Raw genomic sequence first — 11,557 nt, 5'->3', positions numbered from 1 at the left:
CGACGGCGGGGGCGGCCATCAGGCCGTCCCCGTTTGCATTCAGGAACTGGTTCTGGCCGAGATTCTGGGAGAGCCGAAAACATAAAAAGAATAGAATATGATTGAACTGAACTGGGGAAGCCCCCTCACACTCCACTCTACCGACGGAACAGAGATCAACGCGATCTCTACAATTGAACAAGCTCGCTATTGGCTCGAGGCCAACTGGCCGACCACTGGCGCTGCTCGTGATACAGCGCTGAGCCAGATCGACGCAGCTATGGACTGCCTGTTGCCCGTCAGCTCCGCTCGTGCTGCGTTTGTGTCAGCGGCATCCGTGGCAGGGTTTTCGCCTGCCGACAAAGTGCAGCATCTGCCAGCGGCCCGCTAAATGCAGTAAGTTCTCGGCATCCCGCTGACGAAGAATGACCGAACGCCTTTTCCATGCAACCGATCCTGCCGAGAATTCGGATGGGACCGCCGCCTGGCCCAGTGCCGGCGTCCTCAAGTTGTGTGACAGAACGGCAATGTACGCCCCGGCAACAGATCTGGACCGGCCGAACGATACATGATTCGTTCGAAGGTGAGCATGCGAGTGTGCTGACCCTCATCCCGGTTCCAGAACAGTCTGGTGCCGTGTGGGGTTGCTCCAGATCGCAAGCCACATGGCGATCATGGCCAGGACGGCGGCGGTGAGGAAGGTCACGGTAAAGCCATGCGCGACGTCGGCGATTGGCGCCTTGGCCGCGTCACCCGTTCCCATGACGGCAACGAACAAGGTGGACATCGCGGAGGCACCTGTCATCAGGCCAAGGTTGCGTGACAGGCCAAGCAGTCCGGAAAGGCGCCCACGCTCCTCTTTCGAGGCGGCGGACATGACCGCCGTGTTATTGGCGGCCAAGAACATCTGAAAACCCGGTGTCAGGCCGATCAGCGCAGCGATATATCCGCCGACACCGAAGAAGCGCGGCAGAAAGGCAAGGCAGAGCAGACCAACAATGGTTTGCATCAGCCCGGCAAGCATCATGCGCTGCGCGCCATACCGGTCCGTCAAGCGCCCTGCCGGAACTCCGGAACACGCGGCGACAACCGGACCGACGGCAAGAACCAGACCGACGACCGCCGCGTTCAGTTCAAGGAAGAACGTCAGGAAAAACGGACCGACTACCAGCGTCGCCATCATGACGGTACAGATCAGGAAGTTCATCGCGATTCTTGCACCCGTCATCCTGTCCATGAGGACGGCTATCGGCACCAGTGGCATATCCACGCGGGCCTCGACCGCTGCGAAGATCGCTATGGCAAACAGCGCAGTTGCCAGCAGCACGACCGGCGACACAGCAACGACCGATGCGCCACCGCTTGTACCAAGCGAATAGGCCGTCAACGCCACAATCAGCACAAAGGTGCCCGGCAGATCCAGCGATCTGAAGGATGCTCGGGGAGGCCTGCTGTCCGGCCGGATGACCATGCCAGCGAGGGCCAGTGCCAGTGTGGCAAACCCGGCGAGAAGCCAGAAGGCCATGCGCCAGTCGCCCCAAGCCAGAGCAAGGCCGCCGAGTGAGGGGCCGAGCGCCGTACCGGCAGCGGAGGTCGTTCCCAACAGACCCATGACAGTGCCGAGCTGTCCGGACGGCACCATGTCGCGTGCAATCGACATCGGAAGCGCGATCATGATCGATGCACCCAGCCCCTGAAGCGCACGCGCGAGGATCAACAGGCCGAGTGTCGGTGCCACTGCGCCCAGGACGGACGCGCCGAGGAAAACGACGAGGCCCAAGACCATCAGCCGACGATGGCCGAACAAGTCGCCAAGCCGCCCTGCCGAGACGATGGTGACCGTCACCGCCATGAGATAGGCCAGTATGACCCATTGGGACTGTGATACGGTCACCCCGAAGCTGCCTGTCAGGGTGGGCAGCAACACCGACGCAATGCTGATCCCGAGAGAAGCGGTCAGTGAGGCTGCGGCCAGTGCCATCAGGATGGACAGCGGCGCATGTGGGTTGTTCGTTCGCGGCATGGTCGGTTCCCTTGCGTTGGCGATTGGCGGAGGCTACCCTGCCACTTCAAGCCAACTTGAGGTCAAGCATGAAGCTGCTCGATATCGGGGTGCTTTCGGAACAAAGTGGTGTCTCCCCTTCTACGCTGCGCTATTACGAGGAAATCGGGCTGATCCAATCGGTCGGTCGTCATGGATTGAGGCGGCAGTTCGATGCGCAAACCGCAACGCAGCTTGCGCTGATCTCGCTGGGAAAGCTGGCCGGGTTCTCGCTGGACGATATCAAGGGGATGTTCGCCAAGGACGGGACGCCTCGATTGCCGCGCGCCGAATTGCATCTGCGTGCCGATGCGCTTGACGAACAGATCCGCGGCCTCACACGGCTGCGCGACGCCATGCGCCACGTGGCGGATTGTCCGGCCGAAAGCCACATGGACTGCCCGAAGTTCAGACGCCTGATGGTCTTTGCTGCCCGAGCTGGCAGCAGGCGCCGGGTATGAACTTCGCCTCTGACAATCTTATTGAACGGGAAGACCCATGCTGAAAGCCATTCCTACCCTTTTGGTGGCCTGTCTTTGCGCAGCCCCCGCTTTCGCGGAGCCCATAGTCGGCGTTCAGATTGCTGCCGCGCATGACGACGACAACCTGCGGAATTTGTCACTTTCGGTCTGGTATCCTGCGCAGGAAGGCGGATCACCTGAAGATGTCGGTGGCAACGCGGTATTCATTGGTCAGCCTGCCTATCGCGATGCCGTGATGGCACCGGGACCATATCCGCTTGTCCTGCTTTCGCACGGCGGATTGCGGTCAGCGCCAGATTCCGGTGCCTGGCTAAGTGGCCGGCTTGCGGAAAAGGGCTTCATTGTGGTCGAAGTGAACGGTCCGCGTCCAAACAGTGCGAAAGCTGCCGTGAACGAAATCTGGCAGCGACCTCTGGATGTCTCGCGTGCACTCGATTGGCTTCTGCGGGACCCGTCCTGGTCGAGTGCCATCGATCAAAGCCGCATTGCCACGGTGGGATATGCACTTGGCGGCACTGCGGCCCTGTCCCTGGCGGGCGGCATGTTCGACGCTGACGCTTTTGCGATGGCCTGTGCAGCTGACGCGGATGGCCCGGATTGCGCATGGTACGCGGCCCAGGGGGTGTCTTTGGCCACCATTGATCAAGAGAGGCTCGAACAGCCGTATCGCGATCCCCGGATCGGAACCGCTATTGCCATCAATCCGGAATATGCGGATGTGTTTTTTGCACCAAGCCTGAAGGCGCAGGGCAGCCAACCTCGGGTAATCTGGCTCGGCGCCCGGGATCATGGCCAGGCCGACACCATCGGTCTGCCGCATACGATGGTCGAGATCGCGACCGGCTATGACGCCTTCCCACTTTGCACACCGAAGGGCAGGTTCATTCTGGCGGAAGACGGCGGCGATGCCGCTTTGTGCGATTCAGACCCTACCGCGCGCGCGCATATCCATGACGAAATTGCAGAACGCCTTGTCGCGGCTTTTGACCCGAACAGCGTTTCGGATTAGGTCCATAACCGGGCAAACGCGAAACGCAGTGCGGTATCTTGGCCATGGCCGGTCACGACAAAGCCCTTTGATCCGCGCGTTTCTAGAAACGCGTTACGGCACTGAAGGTCTTGTGCCATCACGTGCCAACGTCAGTAACCGAAGGCTGAACCCAACGTTGCTTGGCTGATGCGTTGCTGCGGGATCTTTTCCATCGCCGGTGGAAGTGCGCTTCACAATCTCTGCCAAGAATTCGTTTTTCAAGTCTCTAGGCGTCGAGATCTATGCGCCGGGCCATCGTCGGTTGCACGGATGCGATGTCGCGATCCTCGGCATGTGCCGTCTTTTCGATTTTGGCTGCTATTTCGTAGCCGAAGAGAGATGCTAATGCTGTCGCAAGCACCAGACTTCCATTGAGATGTTCCGTGCATCGAGCCTCGACGGCTCGAATACCGGACACACACTTCTGCTGAAGGACACGTATGGCCTGCGACAGGCTCGGAATGGACTCGAGCAGCTTGAACGCGACGATGGGTTCCATGGCGTTCAGTTGCAGTTGTCCCGCCTCTGCCGCAAAGGTGATGATCGGATGGTTGTCGATCACCTGACAGGCAACCTGGTTGACCACCTCGAGACTGACAGGGTTGATTTTGCCAGGCATGATCGAAGACCCTGCTTGGACAGGCGGAAGGATAATTTCGCCGATACCTGCGCGCGGACCGCTCGAAAGAATGCGGAGGTCGTTGCAGATCTTAGAGAGTTTCACCGCGATCCGTTTCAGAACGCTCGAGAAGGTGACAAGCGCGCCAAGGTCCGACGAGGCTTCGATCAGATCCGTCGTAGGGACCAGAGGCCAGCCAGAGAGCCGAGCAAGATGCCGTACCCATCGAGCGCGGTGATGCGCGTGCCGACCGCCGTGGCGCCGAGGTTCACCTCGGTGAGAAGAGAAGACAGCTGCCGTACTCGCGCAATGTCCTCGTGCATGGCGCTGGCAAAGGATCTAAACTTGTCACCCAGAATCATCAGTACCGCGTCCTGCGACTGTGTTCTGCCCGCCTTGCGGACACTGTCAAACTCCCGGTCGTTCTCGGCTAAGGCCGCGCTCAGGTGGTCTGTGCCTCGAGCAGTGGCGTGCAGGCGTTAAGGATCGCAAGCCGGATCGCGGCTGGATGGACGTCGTTGGTCGATTGCGAGCGGTTGACATGATCGTTCAAATGAAGGTGCGCGTACTCTCAAGGCGCTTGCCCGAACTTGAGCAGCCCGAGGTATGCGATGACCTCATTGGCATTCATATTCGTCGAGGTTTCGGCTGCACCCTGCACCATGTCCGGATCCGCCGGCGTTTCATTGCCTGTCCAGTCGGTAGACGAGAATGACACCGCGCCGGTTCCGGCGCACTTGCGCGAATGCGGCGTCACTGGCACCCAGCCGATACGACAGCGCCGCGTGACACTAGCTTATTCCTGTTCGGGGGCGTCATGAAGAGAGTGGTCCCCCTTGCCGCAGGTTCCGGCAAGGGGCTTTGGCGAAGATTGGTCCGTCATTCAGGCATCAGTTTGCGATGGACATGCCTTGCACCGCACTAGGCCATGATCTGGCCAAGTTCGTGTTCGTCGGGCAGGTTCGCCGCTGCAAAGCGACCCGCGGCCTGCCGGGCAACCCGTTCGATCCGCTTTCCTGCGGTATAGTCGTTGATCAGATCGCAGGGGGTATAGTTGCGCTCGATCTCGAACAGTTCGTCCTGATCCAAACGGATCTGCAGCGCCGACAGGGCGCTGTCGATCTGATCCTTGCTGTCGGCACCGACCAGCATCGAGGACACTTCGGACTTCTGCAGCACCCAGGCCTGCGCCACCTGTGCGGGCGTCACGCCGCGCATCTCGGCCACGCGGGCGACGGACATCGCGACGTCCCGCGTGGTCTGATCGCCATACATCTCGGCGGTGAAGAAATCCGTCTGGTTGCGGATCGAGTTCATGTCGCTGGTCAGGATGCCCCGCGCCAGCGGGCTGAAGACCGACACGCCCACACCCTGATCCGCGCAGAACGGGATCATCTCGCGCTCTTCCTCGCGATAGGCGCAGTTCAGTTGCAGCTGCATGTTGATGGGCCGCGCCCAACCGTTGCGGTCGCAGGCGCTCAGGATCTTGGCAAATTGCCACGTATACATCGTCGAGACGCCGACATAGCGCGCCTTGCCCGCACGGACCACGTCGTTCATCGCCTCCATCGTTTCCTCGATGGGGGTTTCGATGTCGAAGTAATGCAGCATGTAGATGTCGGCGTAATCCATGCCCATCCGCGACAGCGATCCGTCGATGGCGTCGAAGACATGCTTGCGGGAATGACCGCCATTGTTGACGCCGCCACCGATCGGATAGCCCAGCTTGGTGGTGATCACCAGTTCGTCGCGACGCGCCAGGCGACGCAGCACGTTGCAGACGACCTCTTCCCCGGCACCTGCGGAATAGAAATCCGCGAGGTCGATGAAATTGACGCCATTGTCCAGCGCGTGGCCGATGATCGGCTCGCTTTCGGATTCGTCATAGATCCAGGGCTTCCACTGCTTGGAACCCATGTTCATCGTGCCAAGGCACAGGCGCGAAACTTTCAGGCCGGACCGGCCCAGTCGGACATATTCCATCAGAACAGCTTTCGATGAAGGTAAGGGGATGGGCGCGGCCGTGTCCGGCCGCGCGTGATGCCGGGGCGATCAGGCGTCGCCGTAATAGATCCAGGTGCCCTTGGTCTTGGTGTAGGACGACAGCGAATGGATCGCCATTTCCTTGCCCCAGCCGCTTTCCTTGAAACCGCCGAAGGGGCTGGACAGGCCGTAGCAGCCATAGCGGTTCACGAAGACCATGCCCGCATCCAGGCGGTCGGCCACGCGATGGGCGCGGCTGATGTCGCGGGTATAGACGCCGGCGGCCAGCCCGTAGGCAGTGTCATTGGCCATCGCGACGGCCTCTTCGGCGGTGTCGAAGGGCGTGCAGCACAGGACCGGGCCGAAGATTTCCTCTTGCGCGATGCGGGCCGTGTTCGGGACATTCGAAAAGATCGTCGGGCGGATGTAGAAGCCGTCGGCATTCGCGCCAGCGCGATCCGCATGTCCGCCCGCGACCAGTTCGGCCTCGGTCTTGCCGATCTCGATATAGTCCATGATGCGGCGGAACTGCGCCTCGTTGCATTGCGGGCCCTGATCGGACAGCGGCGACAGCGGATCGCCGCAGACCACCGCATCGGCCTTGTCAATCAGCCGCTGAAGCACGCGGTCATAGATGCCGCGCTGGATCAGGAACCGCGTCGGCTCGGAACATTTCTCGCCCTTGTGCGAGAACATCACCGTGAAGGCGCGATCCACGGCCCCGTCCAGATCGGGCGTGTCGTCGAAGAAGATGCAGGGCGATTTGCCCCCCAGTTCCAGCGTCACCGCCTTCAGGTTCGACGCCCCCGAGTTCTGGACGATCTTGCGCCCGACCACGGTGCTGCCGGTGAAGGACACCTTGTGGACGTCGCGGCTCAGCGTCAGCTGGTTCGCGGCCTCGCCATCGGTCAGCACGAGGTTCAGGATGCCCTTGGGCAGGTCCAGGTGGCGGTCGATCAGCTCGAACAGGAACAGCGTCGCAAGGGGCGTGTATTCCGACGGCTTCATCACCACCGCGTTGCCCATCGCCAGCGCCGGCGCGATCTTCAGGCTGGCCTGATACAGCGGGAAGTTCCACGGCGCGATCAGGGCGCAGACGCCTACGGGCTCTTTCGTGGTGAAGTTCAGGAACCCGTCCTCGACAGGCGACACCTCGCCATAGAACTTGTCGGTCCAGCCCGCGTAATAGTCGAAGATATCGGCACAGGTCGGAATGTCGTCGGCCAACGCCTCGCGATACAGCTTGCCATTGGCAAGGCTTTCCAGCAGGGCCAACCCCTCGACATTCTCGCGGATCAGGTCCGCGATGGCATGCAGCATGTCGGCGCGATCCTTGCGCGAGGATCTGCGCGACCACTCGCCGCTGCGATGCGCCCGGTGGGCGGCGGCGGCGGCCTGATCGACCTGCGCGGCGTCGGCCAGTGCGATCTGGCACAGGCTGCGCCCATCCGCAGGGTTGGTGACAGCCCAGTCGCGGCCCGCACCATCAACCCAGTTTCCGTCGACATAATGCCGCTTGGGCTGGGTCAGCCAGTCATTGGCCCATTCCAGATCGGCCTGATGCAGAACGTCCTTCATCTGCGGGTTCCTTCCTTGTCGTTATGGGGTTCGGACAGGCGCGCGATATGCTGACGGATCACCGCCAGGTCGCCACCTGCCTGTTTCGCGATGCCCGTGGCCGCGCTGTAGCCCGCCACCTGTTTCAGGCGGATCAGCAGAGGCAGCAGGCTGTCGGCATTGGCATCGTTTCTGGCCGCGTCGGGCAGCATGCCCTGCACACAGTGGCGGCGCAGGCTGGCGATGCCGCCGTCCAGCAGCGCCATCATGTCCAGCAGGTTGACGATCACCACCGACTGCCACGGGCTGTAATCCAGCTCGCCATGATCCTGCGTCATGCGAATGGCGGCGGCGCGACCGCAGGCGGTCATCGCCATCTGGATCATGAATTCGGGCAGCGTCGGGTTGATCTTGCCCGGAATGGCCGAGGATCCGGGCTGCACCGCAGGCAGCCGCAGTTCCGAAAGCCCGCAATGCGGCCCCGAGGCCATCAGGCGGAGGTCCTTGGCGAACCGGATCAGTCCCCGCGCCAACTGCTCCAGTGTCGCGGCAAGGTTCAGCAGCCCTTCATGCGCCTGCGATGCCGCGAACAGATCGTCGGAGCGGGTCAGGTCGGCGGGCAGGCCGCCGTCGGACAGCACGCGGTTCAGATCGTCGATGGCGCGGGCAAAGAAGGCGGGATCGCAGTCCTGCGAACGCCCGATGATGTTGCCGCCCAGATTGACCCGGCGCAGCGCCAGCGCATCGGACTGCGCCCGGTCCAGGCCGCATTGCAGATTGGCAACCACGCCGCCCAGATAGTCGCCGAACCGGATATCGACCGCATCCTGCAGGCAGGTGCGCGCAAGTTTCCGCTGCGCACCCCAAGCCTCGCAAAGCCCGCGCAGATCCGCGATCAGGCCCGCGATCTGCGCCCCCAGCCCGGCCCAGACATGCCGCGCGGCGATATGGCTGGCGGTCGAGAACGCGTCGCTGGTGGAATGGTTCAGGTTCACATGGTCGTTGGGATGGATCGGATCGTAGCTGCCGAAGGCGCGACCGAACCCGTCGCGGTTCGCCAGATTGGCCAGAACCTCGTTCACGTTCATGTTGAAGGACACGCCGCCCCCGCCATGCAGCGCGTGGACCGGGAAATGCAGGGCCGGGACGCTCAACGCCTTCTGTCCCGCCGCGTCGATGGCGCGGGCCCGATCGGCAGGCAGCGCCCCGATTGCGGCATTGGTCGCGGCCGCGCCGCGCTTGACCGCGATCAGTGAGGACAGCAGCGCTGGATAGTCGCCGAAACGCCCGCCGGCCTGCGCCGGATACAGCGTGATCGCCCGCGCCGTCTGCGCCCCCCACGCGGTATCGGCAGGCACGCGCACGGGGCCAAGGCTGTCAGCCTCGTCGCGCCAAACTGTCCCGATCGCCATGTCCATCGGCCTGATCCCCCCTGCCTGTGGGGCCAGCTATTTCCCGGACGGGGTGATTTGCGCAAACGACTTCGGCGCAGACCTCATTCCGAAAATTCATGGGCCGGGCACGGGGTCAGATGATGTGGGACGACAGCTGGCGGGCGGCCTGAACGATGTTCTTGGAATAGACGCGCGCGCTCTGATCGGTCAGCATCTCGCCGGTGAAACAGGCGCTGATCGCGGCAACTGGTTCGCCCTTCAGGTTCAGGACCGGCGCGGCTACGCATCCGACATCCTGCTGGATCTCGTTCACGGTCACGGCATAGCCCAGCCTTGCCGAACGCTCCAGGTCGTCGGCCATGCGCGGGGGCAAGGGATCGCCCTCGGCGATCAGGCCCTCATTGGCGAAATAGGACATCCGCGGATACGGCTGCTGCGCCGCCAGGATCGCCTTGCCGGATGCCGATTGATGCATCGGCATGGTCCGCCCCACATAGGCGTTGAAGGGCTTGCTGGCCGGGGCGTCATGCTTGGCCACGATCACGACCTGATTGCCGACCGGCAGGCTCAGCAGGATCGTGCGGTGGATCTCGTTCTTCAGGATTTCCGCGATGGGGTTGAAATAGGGCACGATGGGCTGGCGACCCAGAATGGCCGACGACAGCTGAAACACCCGCGAACCGATGATGTAGGTCTTGCGCCGCCCCGGCGCCATCGCGACCAGGTTGTGCTGCAGCATCGCGCCGATGATTCGATGCGCGCTGGCCGAAGCCAATCCGGTCTGCTCGCAGATCTCGGACAGTTGCAGCGGATAGGGCGCACGGCCCAGCACCTCCATGATCGCGACCGATCCGTCGATCGCCGGTGCCGCCGTCTTTTGTTCCGAAGCCATTGGAATCGCCCTGCTTGAACCTTCGCCTCATCTGTATCCGTATGTTTCCATATATGGAATAGTAATTCCGCTTATGGAATTTTTGTTGACAGGTCGGTGACAGGGTGCGAATGCCGCCTTGCAGCCAACAGGTGGAGGACGGCGTGCGTATCGACCGCAATTTCATCAACAACGAATTTCTGACCTCGGACGGGGATGAACTGATCGCGGTCGTCAATCCCGCGACCGGCGAACAGATCGCCCAAGTCCCCGCCGCCAGCGCGGCTGAAGCCCGCGCCGCGGTCGAGGCCGCAGCACAGGCGCAAAAGGCATGGCGTCGCATGACCAGCATCGAACGCGCCAACCAATTGCGCGCGCTGGCCGATGCGCTGATCGCACGCAAGGACCGCATCGGACAGATCCTGGCGCTGGAATCCGGCAAAAGCGTCGAGGATGCGACCAACGAAGTGGTCTATGCCGCCGATATCACCCGCTATCACGCCGAATGGGCCCGCCGGATCGAGGGCGAGATCGTCCCGAGCGACTCACCCGATGAAAACCTGCTGTTGCAGCGCGAACCCATCGGCGTCGTCGCCGCGCTGATCCCGTTCAATTTCCCGGTCTATACGCTGATGCGCAAGATCGCGCCCGCGCTGATCACCGGAAACACGGTCGTCGCCCGGCCCAGCAACAACACCCCCTGTTCGGCGCTGGAAATCGCGCGGGCGGTGAAGGATGCGGGCTTCATGCCGGGCGCGATCAACATCCTGGCGATGTCGCATGCGACCGCCCAGACCGTCTGCACCCATCCGCGCGTCGGCATGATCACCCTGACCGGCAGCGTCGGCGCAGGCCGCAAGGTGCTGGAATACAGCCAGGTGAACATCGCCAAATCCTCGCTGGAGCTTGGCGGCAAGACGCCCGCGATCATCGCCGCGGATGCAGATCTGGAAACCGCGGCCGCGGCCGTCGTCGCCTCGCGCACCAGCCATTGCGGACAGCTGTGCACCGCGGTCGAGCGTGTCTATGTCCAGGCCGAGGTGCATGACCGTTTCGTCGAGCTACTGCGCCAGCACATGGAGGCGTGCAGCTTTGGCGACCGCGCCCGGACGCCGTCGCATATGGGCCCGCTGATCAATGCCAATTCCCGGCTGAACATCCACCAGATGGTCGAACGCGCCATCGATGACGGTGCGACCCTTCAGACCGGCGGCTACATCCCCGAGGGTCCGGGCTTCTTCTATCCGCCGACCATGCTGACCAATTGCCGGCAGGACATGGAGATCGTGCAGGAAGAGGTGTTCGGCCCGGTCCTGCCCGTCCTCAGCTTCGACCGGATCGAGGATGCGCTGGACATGGCGAACGACCACCAGTTCGGGCTGGCCTCGGTCGTCTATACCGAGGATTACCGCACTGCCCTGCGCCTTGCGAACAATATCGAGGCCGGAGAGGTCTATATCAACCGCACCCCCGCCGACCCCTATCAGGGCTATCACGCGGGCTGGAAACGGTCCGGGCTGGGCGGTGATGACGGCAAGCATGGCATGCTGGAATTCACCCAGACCCGCCTGATCGTCCAAAGCTATTGACCGACAAAGGAG

General features: G+C 62.5%; 10 protein-coding genes and 1 pseudogene. 4 read left to right on the top strand and 7 right to left on the bottom strand.

Translation table 11 applies throughout. The annotated features are described in order from the left end of the window. Positions 1-97: 97 nt before the first annotated feature. On the top strand, positions 98-370 hold the full coding sequence (locus BMX67_RS16650; protein WP_175479954.1) for a DUF982 domain-containing protein: 273 nt from the start codon (positions 98-100) through the stop codon (positions 368-370). A 216-nt stretch (positions 371-586) separates the two neighbouring features. Here the strand turns inward: BMX67_RS16650 and BMX67_RS16645 are convergent, their stop codons facing one another. Then, positions 587-2,002 (bottom strand): MFS transporter, encoded by a 1,416-nt coding sequence (locus BMX67_RS16645; RefSeq protein ID WP_090737389.1) that lies wholly within the window; start codon positions 2,000-2,002, stop codon positions 587-589. Between the two features lie 68 nt (positions 2,003-2,070). On the opposite strand from BMX67_RS16645, the gene BMX67_RS16640 reads away from it, so the two are divergent. Then, positions 2,071-2,481 carry a helix-turn-helix domain-containing protein gene (locus BMX67_RS16640; protein ID WP_090737387.1) on the top strand — a complete coding sequence of 137 codons (411 nt, stop codon included), beginning with the start codon at positions 2,071-2,073 and terminating at the stop codon, positions 2,479-2,481. Between the two features lie 37 nt (positions 2,482-2,518). Continuing rightward, entirely contained in the window at positions 2,519-3,511 is a 993-nt protein-coding gene (locus BMX67_RS16635) for an alpha/beta hydrolase family protein (protein ID WP_090737385.1), read from the top strand. 247 nt (positions 3,512-3,758) lie between these two features. On the opposite strand, the pseudogene BMX67_RS16630 reads toward BMX67_RS16635, so the two are convergent. The 6 genes and pseudogenes from BMX67_RS16630 to BMX67_RS16610 form a co-directional block, all read right to left on the bottom strand. Further along, positions 3,759-4,597, bottom strand: a pseudogene (locus BMX67_RS16630) (lyase family protein). Continuing rightward, positions 4,594-4,704, bottom strand: a complete 111-nt coding sequence (locus BMX67_RS20000; RefSeq protein WP_281249180.1) for a lyase family protein — start codon at positions 4,702-4,704, stop codon at positions 4,594-4,596. The pseudogene BMX67_RS16630 and the gene BMX67_RS20000 overlap by 4 nt, the downstream one beginning before the upstream one ends. Before the next feature lie 368 nt (positions 4,705-5,072). Next, positions 5,073-6,134, bottom strand: coding sequence for an aldo/keto reductase (locus BMX67_RS16625; protein WP_090737382.1), 1,062 nt, complete (start codon positions 6,132-6,134; stop codon positions 5,073-5,075). 69 nt (positions 6,135-6,203) lie between these two features. Beyond that, positions 6,204-7,712, bottom strand: coding sequence for an aldehyde dehydrogenase family protein (locus BMX67_RS16620; RefSeq protein ID WP_090737380.1), 1,509 nt, complete (start codon positions 7,710-7,712; stop codon positions 6,204-6,206). After that, positions 7,709-9,103, bottom strand: a complete 1,395-nt coding sequence (locus BMX67_RS16615; protein ID WP_217645894.1) for a lyase family protein — start codon at positions 9,101-9,103, stop codon at positions 7,709-7,711. The genes BMX67_RS16620 and BMX67_RS16615 overlap by 4 nt, the downstream gene beginning before the upstream one ends. A gap of 115 nt (positions 9,104-9,218) precedes the next feature. Continuing rightward, positions 9,219-9,977 carry an IclR family transcriptional regulator gene (locus BMX67_RS16610; protein WP_090737376.1) on the bottom strand — a complete coding sequence of 253 codons (759 nt, stop codon included), beginning with the start codon at positions 9,975-9,977 and terminating at the stop codon, positions 9,219-9,221. 143 nt (positions 9,978-10,120) lie between these two features. Between BMX67_RS16610 and aldA the strand changes: the two genes are divergently transcribed. After that, entirely contained in the window at positions 10,121-11,545 is a 1,425-nt protein-coding gene (aldA, locus tag BMX67_RS16605; protein WP_090737395.1) for an aldehyde dehydrogenase, read from the top strand. Positions 11,546-11,557 lie beyond the last annotated feature (12 nt).

The sequence above is a fragment of the Paracoccus homiensis genome (assembly GCF_900111675.1).
Lineage (GTDB): Bacteria > Pseudomonadota > Alphaproteobacteria > Rhodobacterales > Rhodobacteraceae > Paracoccus > Paracoccus homiensis.
The sequence above is the reverse complement of the archived record's forward strand: the minus strand, read 5'-3'. Positions and strand labels throughout refer to the sequence as shown.